The following is a 17,948-nucleotide window of genomic DNA, read 5'->3' as shown; positions in this document are numbered from 1 at the left end:
AGGAAGCGTCCATGTCATTCTTCTCCCGAGGTGCGATTATCGCACCCAAGGAATTCAACCGTTGGCTCATCGTCCCGGCAGCGCTGGCGATCCACCTCTCCATTGGGCAGGTGTACGGGTTCTCCGTGTTTAAAAAGCCGATGATGGAGCACTTCGGGGTGGGAGAGGTCGCCGTGGGCTGGATTTTCTCGCTGGCGATCGGCATGTTGGGCACCTCGTCTGCGCTGTTCGGCTCGTGGGTGGAAAAGGTCGGGCCGCGTGCCTCCATGTCCGTCGCTGGGGTGCTGTGGGTGACCGGGTTCCTGGTGGCCACGCTGGGCATCGGCACCGGGAACCTCTGGCTGGTGTACTTCGGCTACGGCTTCATTGGCGGCATTGGCTTAGGCATCGGCTACATCTCGCCGGTGTCCACGCTGATGAAGTGGTTCCCGGACCGGCCGGGCCTGGCCACGGGGCTGGCGATCATGGGCTTCGGTGGCGGCGCGCTCATCGCGTCGCCGGCCTCGAACCGGCTGATGGAGGCGTTCGGCGGCGGGGCTGAGCTCGCGGATCGCGCCGCGGGTCTCGAACCGACGTTTATCACTCTCGCGGAGGTGTACTTGCTGGTCATCGCGATGGGTGCGTACTGCATCCGGCTGCCGCATCCGGACTGGACCCCGTCGGGCGCGCCGAAGATCCAGGCGAAGCCGGCGAAGGTCGCCATCGTCGGAGCCAACGTCAGCGCGAACAACGCGGTCCGCACGCCGCAGTTCTGGTGCCTGTGGGTGATCCTGTTCTGCAACATCACCGCCGGCATCGGCATCTTGGAAAACGCCGCGCCGATGGTGCAGGACTACTACCCGGCGCTGAGCGCTGCGGCGGCCGCCGGCTTCGTCGGCCTGCTGTCGCTGGCCAACATGGGCGGTCGCTTCATCTGGTCGTCCGCCTCCGATGTGATCGGCCGTAAGAACATTTACATGGTCTACCTGGGCGTCGGCCTGATTTTCTACTTCGTGGTGGCTTCTGCCGGCCACACCAGCCTGGCGCTGTTTGTGGTGAGCACCCTGATACTGCTCACCTTCTACGGCGGCGGGTTCGCCACCATCCCGGCGTACCTGCGCGACCTGTTCGGCGTGTACCAGGTCGGCGCGATCCACGGCCGGCTGCTTACCGCCTGGTCCGCGGCGGGCGTGGCGGGCCCACTGATCATCAATATGGTGGTGGAGCGCCAGGCCAGCCGCGGCAACTCAGGACCGGAGCTCTACCAGCTCTCGCTCTACATCATGTGCGTGCTTCTTGCCGTGGGCCTCGTGGCCAACGTGCTGGTCAGACCCGTTGCGGAGAAGTGGTTCGAGGACCCAGAAACGGTGCAGGCCAAGGTGGAGGCGGACCGTGCAGCTGCAAGAGAGTCCGCAACGACGGCATCCGGCAGAGGCGCCGGCTCGGTGCATGCCCTGGTGGCGACGGTGCTTGCGCTGGTTATCGCGGCGCTGCTCGTCTACGGGCTGTGGGAGACCGCGGTGAAGGCCTCGCAGATGTTCGCGGGCTAAACCCTCACGCCCCGGCGTAGACGCTGAAACGTTCGGCGCCCACCTCGCCGACGAGCACAGTGTTGGTGGCCCGGGCGAGCTCCACGGCCATCGACGTCACGCCGGCAGTGGTGGCCACCGCGCCGAACCCGGCGGCCGCGGCGGCGCGCACGATTTCGAAGCCCACCTGCGCATCGGTGGCGAGGGTGAGGGTGGGGGACGGGAGGGCGTCGAGAAGCATGTGCCCCGCAAGCTTGTGCACGGCATTCAAAGGATCGAGGTCCTGGCGCCCCGCATCGCCCGCGACGGCGGTGGGCAGGTCGCGCGTGCGGTGCTGCGACAACACCCCGGGAAGCGCGAAGATCGCGGACGGGTCGAGCTCCATGAACTCGTCGCGCACGTCGAGATTCGCGGCGAGCTCGCGCACCCGCTGCTCGGCGGAGATGCCGCACGCGTCGCCGGGGATCGGGTCGATAAATTGCGGGGACGCGGGGCGCGCGAGCTGGACATCCAGCAGGTTGTAGGTATTTTCGCCGCCGATCGCGCCCTCGCAATAGCGGGCGGTGACCACGTCCTCGACACGCGTGATCATCCCGCGCGCCAGCAGCAGGCCGTGGGCGAGCTCGATGTCGTGGCCCGGGGTGCGCATCAGCGTTGCGACGCTCACGCCACCGGCCCGGATCTCCAACGGCTCTTCAACCGCGACCTGGCCCGCGCGGGTGTCGCGGGTGCCGTCGGCGGAAATCTTGGTGACTGCGAAGCTGCGTTTGGTCCTGCTCACGGGAACCGATGGTATCGCCGGATGCTTAACTCGCGAACTTGCGGCGAATCTGCGTGCGAAAACGCGGGTTATCCACAGGGGTGCGAACGCGAATTCCACAAGCCCGAAAACATCCGCCTTGACGCCCCGCTACAACTGCACCCACACATCCGAACACAGAAAGGGGTGGGTGCGTCCGATGCGTACCGAAGACAAGATCAAACAACGACTGCAGAAACTGCTCAACCAGGCCCGCGACCGTGAGGGCACGCCGGAGGGCGACGCGTTCTACGCCAGGGCGTTCGAGCTCATGGCGGAGTACGGCTACGAACAACGCGACCTGGACACCGAGGACGGCGACGAGATGGGCCAGCGCACCTACGAGTTCGCCGGTTCCTACACGGAGATGCAGGCGAACCTGCTGCTGACCATCGCATTCGCGCTGCACTGCACGGGCTTTTCGCAGCGCGTGTACAACTCCACGCGCATGAAAGACGCCGTCATCTTCGGCTGCGCGCGCCACCTGGAACGGGTGGACATGCTCTACGCGCTGCTTCTGCCCGTCATGCTCGCGGACGCGCAGAAGGTGCGCGCCACCCACTGGGGAGAATCGGCAGTTGTGTGCCGCCGCAGCTTCATGTCCGGCTTCGCCGCCAGCATCGGCGCGCGCCTCGCTGAGGCCGAAAAGACCGTGGAGGAATCGGACGGGGAGTATGGGCTCGTGCTTGTCGACGACTTCCAGAAGGCCACCGAAGCCCGCGACAACTTCGCCGCAGAGATGGGTTTCTTTCTAGGCAGCTTCTCGTCCAAGCGTTCCTTCGATGCGGATGCGTTCGACCAGGGGCATGAGGCGGGGCAGCACTCCGACATCGGGCAGACGCGGGTGCGATCGCGGCCGGCGCTTCCGTTCTAGCGGTTTCGGGGATCTTCGTGATCGTGCAACTTTTCTTGTACGGTGTTGTTGCAAGAAAAGTTGCACGATTTCGGGAGGTTCGATGACACCACGCGAATACCACCATCCAACAACCGACGAAATCACCCTGACCAGGGTGCTTGGTGCTTTGAGCGACCCCACCCGGCTGGAGATGATTCGTCGGCTCGCCGACGGGTTGGACCATGACAGTCTCGAGCTTGCAGACGATTTGCCCCGGTCGACGCTCACGTACCACACGCGCATGCTGCGAGAGGCGGGGGTGACGTGGACCCGGGGAGAGGGACGCGCATGCTTGATCCGATTGCGGCGGGACGATCTAGATCGTCTATTTCCCGGTGTGCTTGCGGCAGTGATCGCCAACGCGAACACCGAGGGGGAACAGGGATGATGCGTCGGCTATGGCCTTTCGTGCTGGGGAGCGTGGCACTCGGCTTAGACGCATACGTGGTGGCGGGACTTCTGCCGGCCATCGCAGCCGCCCTTGGAACGCCAGAAGCCACGGTTGGGCTGGGGGTTGCGGCGTTTACAGGTTCGTATGCCGTCGTGGGGCCGTTGCTGGCGGGGAAGGCAGGGCGGCAATCGCGGCGCAGCCTGATCATCGCGTTGCTGGTGTTCACTTTGGCGAACTTAGCCACGGCGCTGTCGCCGACAATCTGGGTCTTCCTAGCCTCTCGCGTGGTGGCCGGCGCAGCAGCCGGTGTGTATTCGCCGCTATCATCTGCGGTCGCCGCGGAACTCGTGGGGCAAGAACACCGAGGGCGAGCACTAGCGTTAGTCCTTGCTGGCTTAGCGGTCGGCACCGTATTCGGCGTGCCGATCGGTCTGATGCTGGCACAGTATTGGGATTGGCGTGCCGCGATACTGCTGATCGTGGTCGTCGGAGGTACAGCACTCGCGGGTACTGCACTTCGAGGAGGGGACCTGCCAGCGATTCCAGCGTCTAGTCCCGCCGACCGGCTGCGGTCTATTACACGGCCTAAGAATCTCCTCACGGTCACTGTGACGCTGTTGACCGGCGTCGCTTCTCTGGGGCTTTACACCTACCTCACAGTCGTGCTGTCCGGGGGAGACCTTGCGGCGCATCAAAGCATAGCGATTTGGGTGTGGGGGCTGGGCGGCGCGGTCGGAGCACTGGGGATTGGGTTGCTCGCGGACAGACATGACCCGCTGCGGCTCAGTGCTGTGATCCTTGGGGGCCTCACCTGTGCGTTGCTCGGCATGACCCAAGGCCAGGTTCCAGTGTTGGTGGTAGTCAGTCTGTTTGTCTGGGGGTTGTGCGGTTGGGCTTCCCTCGCGCCCCAGCAACAAGTATTGATTCAAGCGAATCCTGCTGATGGCGCGACGGCTGTTGCTGCAAACGCTTCGGCCAACTACCTGGGGTCGGCGCTGGGCGCGGCCGCCGGGTCGCTATTGGTCGCTGCACATGCGACACCGGCCGTACTTAGTGGCTCAGCAGCGGCCGTGGCAGCGCTCGCGTTGTGCTGCCAGCTCGTTCGGCAGCGCATGGATACCAACGGCTAAGAGAAACTTCTGTTGTTCTCAGTCCACCAGCCACGCGGCAGCAGCCACGATCATGGCCTCGGCCGCGCGGTCGAGCGTGGGCTGCAGGTCGGGCGCGAAGGCCGGGGAGTGGTTGCTGGGGGCGTTTTCCCAGTCCTTGAAGCCGCCCAAGCCCCAGTACGTGTAAGGCACGCCGAGCACGTCCGGGATGATGGAGAAATCCTCGGAGGCGGGGATCTGGCCCAAGTCCGTGGCGTCGCTGCCGAAGTGGGCGTCGAACGCGCCGCGCACCCGGGAGGTAATCGCCGGATCGTTGTCCGTGAGCGGGTACTCGTCGTAGAACGTGATCTCCGGCTCCCGCGGGCTGCCGGCGGCGGCGCACTCGCCCTCAACAATGCGGGTGATCGCGCTGCGCAGCGTGTCGCTGACCTCCCGGGTGTAGGCGCGGGTGTTCACCAGAAGCTCGGCAGTTTCCGGGATGACGTTGGCCTTCACACCGGAGTGGATCGCGCCGACGGTGAGCACCGCGGTGTCTTTCGCCTGCACCTCGCGGGAAACCACCGTGTGCAGGCGGGTGACAATGTTAGAGGCCAGCAGAATCGGGTCTACGCCCTTTTCCGGCATGGAGCCGTGGGTGCCTTTGCCCCACACGGTGATCTGGGCGGAAAACGCCTGGGACATGAACGGCCCCGGGCGGGTGCCGACCACACCCGCGGGCAGCATCGGCAGCACGTGCTGACCCAAATACACGTCGGGTTTCGGCATCGCCTCGCGGATGCCGTTGGCCAGCATCACCCGCGATCCGGCGTACGCCTCCTCCGCGGGCTGGAACACGGCGACCAGGGTGCCGCGCCAGCAGTCGCGGTTGGCGGCGAAAGCTTCCAGCGCTCCGAGCACGCCCATGATGTGAAAGTCGTGCCCGCAGGCGTGGGCGACGTGCTCCTCGCGGCCGCTGACAGCGTCCACCTGCGTGGCGGTGGAGGCGTACGGCTTGCCGGAGCGCTCCTGCACCGGCAGCCCGTCGATGTCCGCGCGGATGGCCACCACCGGGCCGGGCCCGTTGTCCAGCACGCACACCGTGCCCGTTTCGCCCACCTGCGTGTGCGGCAGCTGCAGCGCGTCCAGCCGGGAGCGGATCTTCGAGGCCGTCTGCAGCTCTTGCAGCGACAGCTCGGGATGCTGGTGGAACCAGACGTAAAGTTCCTCGCGAGCCTCGCGCGTGGCGGCCAGCGATCCGACGAGCTGTGCAAGGGCGGTATCCATGCAGGGCAGTCTATGGGGTCTTGAATCTCTGGCGGGTTGGTGGGGCGCTGAACGTGCCCGTCGATAAGCGATTTGCTCATTGGCGCAGGAAAGCGGTAAGTTACCCCCTCGGACTTGCGCGCCGACGCTTCGGCGTGCGCAAGCCGAAGTACATTTGAACATCCAACTTTGTTGCAGGCCCCCCGCCATGATGCGGACCGCGTGCAAGGGAGGCGGCGAGCGGCCCGCGCTATTGAGTGCGGGCAGCGTGAGTAGCCCCCGACAGACCATGCGGAAAACGCGACCCGAAACGCCTCAGCGTTACAGGTCACCCGGTGGATGGGAACCGCAACGAGAAAGGTAACGGTCACCACAATGACCATGACTGATCCGATCGCGGACATGCTGTCGCGCGTGCGCAACGCAGCAAATGCGCAGCACGACGCCGTGTCTATGCCTTCGTCCAAGATCAAGGTGAACATCGCCGAGATCTTGAAGCAGGAAGGCTACATCGAAGATTACAAAGTTGAGGACGAGAAGGTCGGCAAGTCGCTGACGCTCAACCTCAAGTACGGCCCGACCCGCGAGTCTTCCATCGCTGGTCTGCGCCGCGTGTCCAAGCCGGGCCTGCGCGTGTACGCGAAGTCCAACGACCTGCCTCAGGTGCTCGGTGGCCTGGGCGTGGCAATCATCTCCACGTCCCACGGTCTGCTCACCGACCGCCAGGCTCAAGAGAAGGGTGTAGGCGGGGAAGTCCTCGCTTACGTCTGGTAAAGGGAGGTTGAAAGACTTATGTCTCGTGTAGGTAATGCACCCATCGCAATCCCGAACAACGTCGAGGTGAAGATCGACGGCCAGCACGTCGAGGTCAAGGGCCCGAAGGGCACCAAGGACCTGGATATGCCGGCACCGATCACCGCTTCCGTCGAGGACAACCAGATCCTGGTGGCTCGTCCGGACGACCACCGTGACAACCGTTCGCTGCATGGCCTGACCCGCTCCCTGATCAACAACATGGTCGTGGGCGTGACCGAGGGCTACAAGATCAACATGGAGATCTTCGGCGTCGGCTACCGCGTGCAGCAGAAGGGCAAGGACCTCGAGTTCTCCCTCGGCTACTCGCACCCGATCCTGATCGAGGCGCCGGAAGGCATCACGTTCTCCGTCGACGGCAACACCAAGTTGGCCATCGAAGGTTCCGATAAGCAGCAGGTTGGCCAGATTGCGGCAAACATCCGCCGTCTGCGTAAGGATGACCCGTACAAGGGTAAGGGCATCCGTTACGCCGGCGAGCAGGTCCGCCGCAAGGTCGGAAAGACGGGTAAGTAATCATGAGCAATACTGCAGAGAACACCAAGCGCACCCCGGTTGGCAAGGACATCTCGTCCCGCCGCCGCGAGGCACGCGCACGTCGCCACAACCGCATCCGCAAGACGCTGCGCGGCACCCCGGAGACCCCGCGTCTCGTTGTGCACCGCTCCTCGCGTCACATCCACGTCCAGGTCATCGACGACCTCGCAGGCCACACCCTGGTCTCCGCGTCGTCCATCGAGCCGGACGTGCGCAACCTAGAGGGCGACAAGAAGGAAAAGGCTGCCAAGGTTGGCCAGCTCGTCGCTGAGCGCGCCAAGGCTGCAGGCATCGAGGCAATCGTCTTCGACCGCGGCGGCTACAAGTACCACGGCCGTGTCGCGGCCCTGGCCGAAGCAGCTCGTGAAGGTGGTCTGAAGTTCTAATGATCACCGCAAACATCACCATCAACGGAAGGATCGCGTAATGGCCGAACGTGAACGGCGTGACGGCGGGCGCTCCGCCGACAACCAGAACAACAACGACCGCAACGACCGCAACGATCGTAGCAACCGTGGTGGCCGCGGCCGCCGCGACGACCGTCGCAACAACCAGAACGACGAGCGCGACAAGTACATCGAGCGCGTCATCACCATCAACCGCGTTGCCAAGACCGTCAAGGGCGGCCGCAACATGTCCTTCACCGCACTCGTCGTCGTCGGCGACGGTGAGGGCATGGTCGGCGTCGGCTACGGCAAGGCAAAGGAAGTTCCCGCCGCAATCCAGAAGGGTGCAGAGGAAGCTCGCAAGAACTTCTTCCGCGTCCCGATGATCGGCGGCACCATTCCTCACCCGGTCCAGGCAGAAGAGGCTGCGGGCATCGTCATGCTCCGCCCGGCTGCTCCGGGTACCGGTGTCATCGCCGGCGGCGCTGTCCGTCCGGTGCTCGAGTGCGCTGGTATTCAGGACATCCTGGCCAAGTCCCTTGGCTCGGACAACGCCCTGAACGTGGTCCAGGCAACCGTCGCAGGCCTGAAGCAGCTTGTCCGCCCCGAAGAGGTGGCTGCCAAGCGCGGCAAGTCCGTCGAGGAAGTTGCACCGGCTCGTATGCTGCGCGCACGCGCAGGACAGGAGGCCTAAGCACCATGGCACTGAAGATTACGCTGCACCACGGCAAGGTTGGCGAGAAGCCGACCACCCGTAAGAACCTCGAGGCTCTCGGCCTGCGCAAGATCGGCCAGTCCGTCGTGAAGAAGGACAACGCGGCTACCCGCGGCCAGATCCTCAAGGTGCGCCACCTCGTCACCGTTGAAGAAGTTGCAGGGGAGTAGATACAACATGGCTGACATCATCAAGCTCCATGATCTGCGCCCGGCAGAGGGCGCAAACAAAGCCAAGACCCGCGTCGGTCGCGGTGAGGCCTCCAAGGGCAAGACCGCCGGCCGCGGTACCAAGGGCACCAAGGCTCGCAAGCAGGTTTCCGCTGCTTTCGAGGGTGGCCAGATGCCGCTGCACATGCGTCTGCCGAAGCTGAAGGGCTTCAAGAACCCGAACCGCGTCGAGTACCAGGTGGTCAACGTCGCGGATCTGGCCGAGGCCTTCCCGCAGGGGGGCGACATCGCCATCGCCGACATCGTTGCCAAGGGCCTTGTTCGCCCGAAGCAGCCGGTGAAGGTGCTGGCAGAGGGCGACATCAACGTCGCGCTCAACGTCACCGCGAACAAGTTCTCCAAGTCCGCTGAGGAGAAGATAAAGGCCGCTGGCGGTTCCGCCAACGTCGTTGAGTTCTCCAAGCGTGCGTAAGAGCACTTAGCTTTACGACGAGCCCCCGCCCCGGACATTCCCGTCCAGGGCGGGGGTTTCGCCATTGGTGGGGGGGAGGGCATCCTGACACATTGCGGTGGCCGTTCGCGCCGACCTGGGGTTTTGGGGCGCTCTGACGGATTCCGCCCCGAAGTGTCTGGGGGCGCTGGGGATTTGTTCACTCGCGCAGTCGGTCCGAGTGAACAAGTACCTAGCTGGGTGGGCAATGTGTTCATTTTGCCCAGGTCGGAGAAATCGACGGGCGGATCTGTTCACCGGCCGGTGAATCAATTTGGGTGGGGGAGCCGGCTCCGCCCGCCACCTCTGACACATCACGGAAGCTGTTTGCGCCGACCTGGGCCGATAGAGCCCGCCTGACGGATTCCGCCACGATGCGTCAGCCCGAGCGCCTGGGAGGAGACTGGGAGTCGCGCCCGAACCGAACCTGAAATATCAACTTTCCACCGGGTGCTGTTAGGGTGGTTAGGTCAAAAGACCGCCCCGCCGGTTTTCGCGTGCCCGCGAAACCTGGGCGAGGAGTCGAATGTCCACTACCTCCCGTCCGTGGCGCGGCGGGGGCCAGGAGGCTTTGTGTCCGCTATTGCTCAGGCGTTCAAGGACCCGGATCTACGCAAGAAGATCCTGATCACCCTTGCGCTGATGTTTCTGTACCGCGTCGGCTGCCAGATCCCCACTCCGGGCGTGGATTACGGGCTGATTAACTCCCGCCTGGAGGAGATCTCCCAGGGCGACCAGGCGACGATGTTCTCCATCATCGGATTGTTCTCCGGTGGTGCGCTGCTGCAGCTTTCCATCTTCGCCATCGGCATCATGCCGTACATTACGGCCTCGATTATCGTGCAGCTGCTCACCGTGGTGATCCCGAAGTTTGAGGAGCTGAAGAAGGAAGGCCAGTCCGGCCAGGCGAAGATGACGCAGTACACCCGCTACCTCACGGTGGCGCTGGCGCTGCTGCAGTCCGCCGGCATCGTCGCGCTGGCGGACCGCGAACAGCTGCTCGGCCAGGGCATGCCGGTGCTGATCGAGGACCGCAACATCTGGACGCTTCTGATGATGATCATCGTCATGACCTCCGGTGCGGTGCTCATTATGTGGCTCGGCGAGATCATCACCGAAAAGGGCGTCGGCAACGGCATGTCCCTACTCATCTTCGCGGGCATCGCCACCCAGATCCCGTCCGAGGGCGCGTTCATTCTCCAGCAGTCCGGCGCGGTCACCCTGACCCTGGTTGTCCTGGCGCTGATTGCGCTCGTCGTCGGCATCGTGTTCATTGAGCAGGGCCAGCGCCGCATTCCGGTGCAGTACGCCAAGCGCATGGTGGGCCGCCGCCAGTACGGCGGCTCCTCCACCTACCTGCCGCTGAAGGTGAACCAGGCGGGCGTGATCCCGGTGATCTTCGCTTCCTCGCTGATGTACGTGCCGGTGCTGATCACCCAGATCGTCACCATGAGCAACCAGACCCCGCCGGACAACTGGTGGATGAACCACGTGATGGCGTGGCTGCAGAACCCGGGTTCCTGGCAGTACATCCTCACCTACGTGGTGCTGATCATCTTCTTCTCCTACTTCTACGTCTCCATCCAGTACGACCCGGTGGACCAGGCGGAGAACATGAAGAAGTACGGCGGTTTCATCCCCGGTATCCGTCCGGGTCGCCCGACCGCGGAGTACCTGGCGTTTGTGATGAACCGTTTGCTGTTTGTCGGCGCCATCTACCTCGCCGCGATCGCTGTTCTGCCGAACCTGGCTATGGACGCCGGCATCACCGGCTCCGGCCGTATGGGCATGAGCGCGTTCGGCGGCACCGCCATCCTGATTATGGTTTCCGTGGCCCTGACCACGGTCAAGCAAATTGAATCCCAGCTCCTGCAATCCAACTACGAAGGACTTCTGCGATAATGCGTCTCGTTCTCCTTGGCCCTCCCGGTGCCGGCAAGGGCACCCAAGCCGCGATTCTCTCCGAGAAGCTCGGTGTGCCGCACATCTCCACGGGCGATCTGTTCCGCGCCAACATCGGCGAGGGCACCCCGCTCGGCGTTGAGGCGAAAAGCTACATCGACGCCGGCAAGCTCGTGCCCACCGACGTCACCGCGCGCATGGTGGAAGACCGCCTGAACCAGGACGACGCGAAGGACGGCTTCCTGCTGGACGGCTTCCCGCGCACTGTGGAGCAGGCTGAGATCCTCACCGAGCTGCTGAGCAAGAAGGGCGAGAAGCTCGACGGCGTACTCAACTTTGTCGTCGACGAGGACGTGGTGGTCGAGCGCATGCTCGCCCGCGGCCGCGCGGACGACAACGAGGAAACCATCCGCACCCGTCTCGGCGTCTACCGCGACGAGACCGCCCCGCTGATCCAGCACTACGGTGACCAGATCATCTCCATCGACGCCGTGGGCGACGTCGACGAGATCAACCAGCGCGCCATGGAGGCGCTGGGTAAGTAGCCCACGTAGCGTGAAGGCCGGTGTGTTTGCACCGGCCTTTCGCATTTCGCTTATCGACGAACCAAAGGACCACCACGCAATGGTTTTCAGGAAACGCAAGATCGCGGCCAAGACGCCGGAGGAACTCGACGCCATGGAGGCCGCCGGGCGCATCGTCGGCACCGCCCTGCAGGAGGTCCGCGCAGCCGCCAAGCCAGGAACCACCACGCTCGACCTGGATAAGGTCGCCGAGACGGTCATCCGCGACCACGGCGCCATCCCGACGTTTTTGGGCTACCAGGGCTTCACCGGCTCTATCTGCGCGTCGGTGAATGAGGTGGTCGTGCACGGGATTCCGTCGAAAAGCATTGTGCTCGAAGAAGGCGACCTGGTCTCCATCGACTGCGGTGCCACCCTCGACGGCTGGGTGGGCGACAGTGCCTGGTCGTTCGGCATCGGCGAGTTGGCGCCGGAGGTGGACGCCCTCAACCGCGCGACCGAGTGGGTACTGGCGGAAGGCCTCAAGGCGATGGTGCCGGGCAACAAGCTCACCGACGTCTCCCACGCGCTCGAGCTGGCCACCTTTGCTGCCGAGGAGCGTTTCGGGGTGGAGCTGGGCATCGTCGACGGTTACGGAGGCCACGGCATCGGCCACACCATGCACGAAGAGCCGTACCTGGCCAACGAGGGCAAGCCGAACCGCGGTCCCGTCATCCAGGACGGATCCGTGCTGGCCATCGAGCCGATGCTGATCCTCGGCGGGGAAGTGGACACCGAGGTGCTGGATGACGAATGGACCGTGGTGTCCGTAGACCGCGCACCCGCCGCCCACTGGGAGCACACCGTCGCGGCGACCGCAGGCGGCCCGAGAATTCTTACGCCGCGCGTGTAGTTTTCTGGCGCGTTGTGGTGCGTTTGATGACAGGGAGGTTATACTTCCGCCATGTCTTACCGTCCCCGCCACGCAAAGCAGTCGCCGCTGAAGCGACGCGCAACCACGTTCGCTGCCGGCCTCGGTGTCGTCGCCTCCCTGGCAGCACCGGTTTCCGCCCAGGCCGCGCCCGCGCAGAACCCGGTTGCCATGTCCAGCTTGGACTCGCTGTCCAACCAGGCGACCACCTCCTTCAGCAATCTGGATAAGTCCGCGCGCGACGCCGCGTGGAACATCCGCAACGGCCTGCGCCAGCAGGCTGACGCGCTGGCCGCCATCGACCCGCAGTTGCCGGCGAAGGCGAAGCAGCGCATCGATGAGATCCTCGAGACGTTCTTCCCAGGCCTGATCGCTGAGAAGACCCCGAAGCCGGCACCGGCCCCCGCACCGAAGCCCGAGCCGGCGCCAGCTCCGGCACCGGCCCCGGCACCTGCGCCGCGTACCTCCCCGTGCCCGGCGGACGCGAAGGCCTGCGTGGACCTGACCAATCAGAAGTCCTGGCTGCAGAACAACGGCGAGATCTACTACGGCCCGGTGCAGATCAGCTCCGGCCGCCCGGGTCAGGACACCCCGAAGGGCACTCACTACGTCAACCGGAAGGTTAAGGACGAGATCTCCTACGAGTTCAACAACGCTCCGATGCCGTACTCCGTGTACTTCACCAACAACGGCATCGCGTTCCACCAGGATGATCCGTACGTGCCGTCTGCGGGCTGCATCCACCTCTACCGCGCGGACGCGCAGCGGTACTTCAACGACCTGCAGATCGGCGACAAGGTCTACGTGTTCTAACACGTGCCCGCGATGAGCCCCGGCTAGCGCTGGGGCTTTTTGCGTTTTCGCAGGTAAATGGCTAATGTAGTCCAGCGGTGTTTGTGCAACCTTGCGCAGGCCCCGCATGTAACCGGTAAATACGTCTGCTGCCTGCACTTTCAGGCGGCGTAGGAAGTGGAGTGTATGGCGAAAGAAGGCGCAATCGAGGTTGAGGGCCGCATTGTCGAGCCCCTGAAGAACGCGATGTTCCGGGTCGAACTGGACAACGGGCACGAGGTTCTCGCCCACATCAGTGGCAAGATGCGCCAGCACTACATCCGCATCCTCCCAGAGGACCGTGTCGTGGTGGAACTGTCCCCCTACGACCTGGACCGCGGGCGTATCACTTACCGCTACAAGTAAGCATTTCAGCCTTCTCACCCAGATCCGTCCCAGTGGCGGATCGTGCACCTCTGGCCACGGTGGCTGGAGCCGCGTGTAACCACAACCCACTCTCCGGCACGGCCCGGACAAAGCGTTGTTTGGCGTGGACGGGTGGGGAGAAAACCACCGTAACAACCCGAAAGGCACGTACCTCATGGCACGTCTAGCTGGTGTGGATCTCCCGCGCAACAAGCGCATGGAGATCGCACTCACCTACATCTATGGCATCGGTGCAACCCGAGCCAAGGAACTGCTCGAGAAGACCGGCATTTCTCCGGACCTGCGTACGGACAATCTGTCCGACGATCAGCTCGCCGCTCTGCGCGACGCGATCGAGTCCTCCTACACCGTAGAGGGCGATCTGCGCCGCGAGGTGCAGGCAGATATCCGCCGCAAGATTGAAATCGGCTCCTACCAGGGCATGCGCCACCGTCGTGGCCTGCCCGTCCGCGGCCAGCGCACCAAGACCAACGCGCGCACCCGCAAGGGCCCGAAGAAGACCATCGCAGGAAAGAAGAAGTAACCTATGGCTCCTCAGACTCGTTCCGGTGCGCGTCGCGGACGCCGCACCGTCAAGAAGAACGTGGCCGCTGGCCACGCGTACATCAAGTCCACCTTCAACAACACCATCGTGTCCATCACGGACCCGCAGGGCAACGTGATCTCCTGGGCATCCTCCGGCCACGTCGGCTTCAAGGGCTCCCGCAAGTCCACGCCGTTCGCCGCGCAGATGGCTGCCGAGAACGCCGCCCGCAAGGCGATGGACCACGGCATGAAGAAGGTCGACGTCTTTGTCAAGGGTCCGGGCTCCGGCCGCGAGACCGCAATCCGTTCGCTCCAGGCTGCCGGCCTGGAGGTGTCCTCGATCTCCGACGTGACGCCGCAGCCGTTCAACGGCTGCCGTCCGCCGAAGCGTCGTCGCGTTTAAGGCTGAAAGGAAAAGAGGTAAAGAAACATGGCTCGTTACACCGGCCCTGCTACCCGTAAGTCCCGTCGCCTCCGCGTCGACCTCGTCGGCGGCGACATGTCCTTCGAGCGTCGCCCGTACCCCCCGGGGCAGGCAGGCCGCGCCCGCATCAAGGAGTCCGAGTACCTGCTCCAGCTGCAGGAGAAGCAGAAGGCTCGCTTCACCTACGGCGTGATGGAGAAGCAGTTCCGCCGCTACTACGAAGAGGCGAACCGTCGTCAGGGCAAGACCGGCGACAACCTGCTGATCCTGCTGGAGTCCCGTCTGGACAACGTGATCTACCGCGCTGGTCTGGCTAAGACCCGCCGTCAGGCACGTCAGCTGGTCTCCCACGGCCACTTCACCGTCAACGGCAAGCACATCAACGTGCCGTCGTTTGCGGTGACGCAGTACGACATCATCGACGTCCGCGACAAGTCCCGCAGCATGCTGTGGTTCGAAGAGGCTCAGGACAACCTGCTCGAGGCCGTCGTTCCGGCGTGGCTGCAGGTCGTTCCGGACACCCTGCGCATTCTCGTGCACCAGCTGCCCGAGCGCGCTCAGATCGACGTGCCGCTGCAGGAGCAGCTCATCGTCGAGCTCTACTCGAAGTAAACTTTCGTTTGCTTCACCCCGCGCACTGTCGACGCGTTCGCACGGTGCCCGGAATCTTCCACATATCCGTTCCTACCGGCTTCAAATAGCGGGAGCCGACAAAGGAGAAGTTCATGCTCATCTCTCAGCGTCCTGAACTGACCGAGGAGTACATTGACACCAACCGCTCGAAGTTCATCATCGAGCCGCTCGAGCCTGGTTTCGGTTACACCCTGGGCAACTCTTTGCGCCGCACGCTGCTGTCGTCCATCCCGGGCGCAGCCGTGACCTCCATCAAGATCGACGGTGTGCTCCACGAGTTCACCACGATCACCGGCGTCAAGGAGAACGTCTCTGAGATCATCCTCAACATCAAGGACATCGTCCTGTCTTCCGACTCCGACGAGCCGGTTGTCATGCAGCTTGCTGTTGAGGGCCCCGGCGACGTCACCGCAGGCGACATCGAGCCGCCGGCTGGCGTGGAGATCCACAACCCGGATCTGCACATCGCGTCGCTGAATGAGCAGGCTCGCCTCGAGATGGAGCTTGTTGTCGAGCGCGGCCGCGGCTACGTCCCGGCCATGCCCAACTCCGGCGGTGAGGCCGGCCGCATCCCGGTCGACCAGATCTACTCGCCGGTCACCCGCGTCGCCTACAAGGTTGAGGCGACCCGTGTTGAGCAGCGCACCGACTTTGACAAGCTGATCATCGACGTGGAGACCAAGAACTCCATGACCGCACGTGACGCCCTCGCGTCGGCCGGTTCCACCCTCGTGGAGCTCTTCGGCCTGGCGCGCGAGCTGAACACCGCGGCCGAGGGCATCGAGATCGGCCCGTCGGCGCAGGAGACCGAGTACATCGCCGCGTACTCCACGCCGATCGAGGAGCTGAACTTCTCCGTGCGCTCCTACAACTGCCTGAAGCGCCAGGACATCCACACCGTCGGTGAGCTCGCAGAGTGCACCGAGTCTGACCTGCTGGATATCCGCAACTTCGGCCAGAAGTCCATCAACGAGGTCAAGATCAAGCTTGCCAGCCTGGGCCTGACCCTCAAGGACGCTCCGGAAGATTTCGACCCGACCCAGATCGAAGGCTACGACGCCGAGACTGGCGACTACGTCGACACCAGCGCGGACGAGACCGAGTAACACCACAGAGCACGCGCTCAATTAACCGCACACGAGGAGTACGAAAATGCCTACCCCGAAGAAGGGCGCCCGTCTCGGAGGCTCGGCCGGCCACCAGAAGCACATTCTGTCCAACCTGGCCCTGGCCCTGTTCGAGCACGGCGCAATCAAGACGACGGACGCGAAGGCACGTATGCTGCGTCCGTACGCCGAGAAGCTGATCACCAAGGCGAAGAAGGGCACCGTGGCTGACCGCCGCGCCGTGCTCGCCGAGCTGCCGAACAAGGAGGTTGTGACCTACCTGTTCAACGAGCTCGCACCGAAGTTCGCCAACCGCGATGGCGGCTACACCCGCTCCATCAAGCTGGAGAACCGCGCCGGCGACAACGCTGCGATGACCCAGATCTCTCTGGTCCTCGAGGAGACCGTGTCTTCCGAGGCAACCCGCGCAGCACGCGCCGCCGCTTCCCGCCAGGCCGAGGAGGCCAAGGCTGAGGAGGCTCCGGCTGAGGCCGCAGAGTCCACCGAGGTTCCGGCTGAGGAGACCGCAGAGGAGAAGTAGCCCACAGCTACGCCCCGCACAAGCGCCCGCCCACCTGCACTGCAGCGTGGACGGGCGCTTTGTCGTCTGGCGCGTGCTGCCCGCGCTGTAGGCGCCCTGCGTTGCTCCCGCCTGCCCGCTGGTGTAACCAGACCTCAGCGCTGTGCGTGGCGCCGGTTGCCATGACCCGGCTATCGGGGAATTCGACCCGAACGGCCTGCTCGCTGCCGCGCACCACCGGCGATAGAATGCCTCACCATGGACGACACGCTGGACGACACGCTGCGCCTGCGCCTGGACATCGCCTACGACGGCACCGACTTCCACGGCTGGGCCCGCCAAAAAGGGGACCTGCGCACCGTCCAGCAGACCATCGAGGACGCGCTGTCGCTCGTGCTGCGCACCGACGTGGCGCTGACCGTCGCCGGGCGCACCGACGCGGGCGTGCACGCCTCCGGCCAGGTCGCGCACGCCGACATTCCTAAAGACTCGCTCAACCAGCGCTCGATTGAGGGGGATCCGGGGCGGCTGGTGCGTCGATTAGCAAAATTGCTCCCTGAGGACGTCCGCGTGTTCGACGTCACTCAAGCCCCCGCGGGCTTCGACGCGCGCTTTTCCGCCCTGACCCGCACCTACTGCTACCGGGTGACCACCCACCCCGCGGGTGCGGTACCCACCCGCGCGCGGGACACCGCCGTGTGGCCGAAACCCGTGGACCTCGACGCGGTGCAGGCCTGCGCCGACGCGCTGGTGGGCCTGAACAACTTCGCGGCGTTTTGCCGCCCGAAGGAGCACGCCACCACCATCCGCGACGTGCACTCCTTCACCTGGCGCGAAGTCGAACCGCAGCTTTTCGAGGCGCGCATCACCGCCGACGCGTTCTGTTGGAACATGGTCCGCGCGCTCGTGGCCACCTGCCTCACCGTCGGCGAAGGCCGCCGCGCGCCCGAGTGGCCGGAGGAGCTTTTGCTTCTCGACGCCCGCGCGCCCGACGTCCCCCTCGCCCCCGCCCGCGGCCTCACACTGGTGGGGGTGGACTACCCGACAGATAGCGACTTGGCGGCGCGAGCCGAAGCGACGAGAGCTATGCGCGAGATGTAGCATGCTTGGGTTACATCAGAACCGGGAGGT

General features: G+C 64.5%; 22 protein-coding genes. 20 read left to right on the top strand and 2 right to left on the bottom strand.

The window, feature by feature from the left end:
• The first annotated feature begins 11 nt into the window (after positions 1-11).
• A complete protein-coding gene (locus O5O53_RS01305; protein ID WP_269508354.1) occupies positions 12-1,529 on the top strand; it encodes an OFA family MFS transporter in 1,518 nt (505 codons plus the stop codon).
• Between the two features lie 4 nt (positions 1,530-1,533).
• On the opposite strand, the gene O5O53_RS01300 is transcribed toward O5O53_RS01305, so the two are convergent.
• The gene (locus O5O53_RS01300) at positions 1,534-2,289 is read right to left on the bottom strand and encodes a formate dehydrogenase accessory sulfurtransferase FdhD (RefSeq protein WP_269508351.1); all 756 of its coding nucleotides are present in this window, start codon (positions 2,287-2,289) and stop codon (positions 1,534-1,536) included.
• A gap of 178 nt (positions 2,290-2,467) precedes the next feature.
• On the opposite strand from O5O53_RS01300, the gene O5O53_RS01295 reads away from it, so the two are divergent.
• The gene (locus O5O53_RS01295; protein ID WP_269508348.1) at positions 2,468-3,181 is read left to right on the top strand and encodes a DUF2786 domain-containing protein; all 714 of its coding nucleotides are present in this window, start codon (positions 2,468-2,470) and stop codon (positions 3,179-3,181) included.
• A gap of 309 nt (positions 3,182-3,490) precedes the next feature.
• Positions 3,491-4,723, top strand: a complete 1,233-nt coding sequence (locus tag O5O53_RS01285; protein WP_269508343.1) for an MFS transporter — start codon at positions 3,491-3,493, stop codon at positions 4,721-4,723.
• 18 nt (positions 4,724-4,741) lie between these two features.
• Here O5O53_RS01285 and O5O53_RS01280 read toward each other — a convergent pair whose 3' ends face one another.
• A complete protein-coding gene (locus O5O53_RS01280; RefSeq protein WP_269508340.1) occupies positions 4,742-5,965 on the bottom strand; it encodes an amidohydrolase in 1,224 nt (407 codons plus the stop codon).
• Positions 5,966-6,319: 354 nt separating this feature from the next.
• On the opposite strand from O5O53_RS01280, the gene rpsH reads away from it, so the two are divergent.
• The 17 genes from rpsH (at position 6,320) to truA (ending at position 17,918) form a co-directional block, all read left to right on the top strand.
• Entirely contained in the window at positions 6,320-6,718 is a 399-nt protein-coding gene (gene rpsH, locus O5O53_RS01275) for a 30S ribosomal protein S8 (RefSeq protein ID WP_181889818.1), read from the top strand.
• A gap of 18 nt (positions 6,719-6,736) precedes the next feature.
• Positions 6,737-7,273, top strand: a complete 537-nt coding sequence (rplF, locus tag O5O53_RS01270; protein ID WP_070474977.1) for a 50S ribosomal protein L6 — start codon at positions 6,737-6,739, stop codon at positions 7,271-7,273.
• A gap of 2 nt (positions 7,274-7,275) precedes the next feature.
• Entirely contained in the window at positions 7,276-7,680 is a 405-nt protein-coding gene (gene rplR / locus O5O53_RS01265) for a 50S ribosomal protein L18 (protein ID WP_181889819.1), read from the top strand.
• A gap of 40 nt (positions 7,681-7,720) precedes the next feature.
• On the top strand, positions 7,721-8,374 hold the full coding sequence (gene rpsE / locus O5O53_RS01260) for a 30S ribosomal protein S5 (protein ID WP_269508337.1): 654 nt from the start codon (positions 7,721-7,723) through the stop codon (positions 8,372-8,374).
• A 5-nt stretch (positions 8,375-8,379) separates the two neighbouring features.
• A complete protein-coding gene (rpmD, locus tag O5O53_RS01255; RefSeq protein ID WP_181889821.1) occupies positions 8,380-8,565 on the top strand; it encodes a 50S ribosomal protein L30 in 186 nt (61 codons plus the stop codon).
• Positions 8,566-8,572: 7 nt separating this feature from the next.
• Complete coding sequence (gene rplO, locus O5O53_RS01250; protein WP_070474973.1) at positions 8,573-9,037, top strand: 50S ribosomal protein L15; 465 nt, start codon at positions 8,573-8,575, stop codon at positions 9,035-9,037.
• Positions 9,038-9,628: 591 nt separating this feature from the next.
• Positions 9,629-10,957, top strand: a complete 1,329-nt coding sequence (gene secY / locus O5O53_RS01245) for a preprotein translocase subunit SecY (protein WP_239306554.1) — start codon at positions 9,629-9,631, stop codon at positions 10,955-10,957.
• Positions 10,957-11,502, top strand: coding sequence for an adenylate kinase (locus O5O53_RS01240; RefSeq protein WP_181889823.1), 546 nt, complete (start codon positions 10,957-10,959; stop codon positions 11,500-11,502). The genes secY and O5O53_RS01240 overlap by 1 nt, the downstream gene beginning before the upstream one ends.
• 79 nt (positions 11,503-11,581) lie before the next feature.
• Positions 11,582-12,373: a type I methionyl aminopeptidase gene (gene map / locus O5O53_RS01235; protein ID WP_269508335.1), complete on the top strand. Its 792-nt coding sequence runs from the start codon at positions 11,582-11,584 to the stop codon at positions 12,371-12,373.
• A gap of 51 nt (positions 12,374-12,424) precedes the next feature.
• Positions 12,425-13,204 (top strand): L,D-transpeptidase, encoded by a 780-nt coding sequence (locus tag O5O53_RS01230; RefSeq protein WP_239306556.1) that lies wholly within the window; start codon positions 12,425-12,427, stop codon positions 13,202-13,204.
• Between the two features lie 165 nt (positions 13,205-13,369).
• Complete coding sequence (infA, locus tag O5O53_RS01225) at positions 13,370-13,588, top strand: translation initiation factor IF-1 (RefSeq protein ID WP_019193979.1); 219 nt, start codon at positions 13,370-13,372, stop codon at positions 13,586-13,588.
• Positions 13,589-13,763: 175 nt separating this feature from the next.
• The gene (gene rpsM / locus O5O53_RS01220) at positions 13,764-14,132 is read left to right on the top strand and encodes a 30S ribosomal protein S13 (RefSeq protein ID WP_034997293.1); all 369 of its coding nucleotides are present in this window, start codon (positions 13,764-13,766) and stop codon (positions 14,130-14,132) included.
• 3 nt (positions 14,133-14,135) lie between these two features.
• Positions 14,136-14,537 (top strand): 30S ribosomal protein S11, encoded by a 402-nt coding sequence (gene rpsK / locus O5O53_RS01215; protein WP_038609718.1) that lies wholly within the window; start codon positions 14,136-14,138, stop codon positions 14,535-14,537.
• 27 nt (positions 14,538-14,564) lie between these two features.
• Positions 14,565-15,170, top strand: coding sequence for a 30S ribosomal protein S4 (rpsD, locus tag O5O53_RS01210; RefSeq protein ID WP_181889826.1), 606 nt, complete (start codon positions 14,565-14,567; stop codon positions 15,168-15,170).
• 113 nt (positions 15,171-15,283) lie between these two features.
• Entirely contained in the window at positions 15,284-16,297 is a 1,014-nt protein-coding gene (locus tag O5O53_RS01205) for a DNA-directed RNA polymerase subunit alpha (protein WP_181889827.1), read from the top strand.
• 46 nt (positions 16,298-16,343) lie between these two features.
• Positions 16,344-16,838, top strand: a complete 495-nt coding sequence (rplQ, locus tag O5O53_RS01200) for a 50S ribosomal protein L17 (RefSeq protein ID WP_239306557.1) — start codon at positions 16,344-16,346, stop codon at positions 16,836-16,838.
• 237 nt (positions 16,839-17,075) lie between these two features.
• Positions 17,076-17,918, top strand: a complete 843-nt coding sequence (gene truA, locus O5O53_RS01195; protein WP_269508332.1) for a tRNA pseudouridine(38-40) synthase TruA — start codon at positions 17,076-17,078, stop codon at positions 17,916-17,918.
• Positions 17,919-17,948 lie beyond the last annotated feature (30 nt).

It is taken from the genome of Corynebacterium faecium (assembly GCF_027257105.1).
GTDB classification, from domain to species: domain Bacteria; phylum Actinomycetota; class Actinomycetes; order Mycobacteriales; family Mycobacteriaceae; genus Corynebacterium; species Corynebacterium lehmanniae.
The sequence above is the reverse complement of the archived record's forward strand: the minus strand, read 5'-3'. Positions and strand labels throughout refer to the sequence as shown.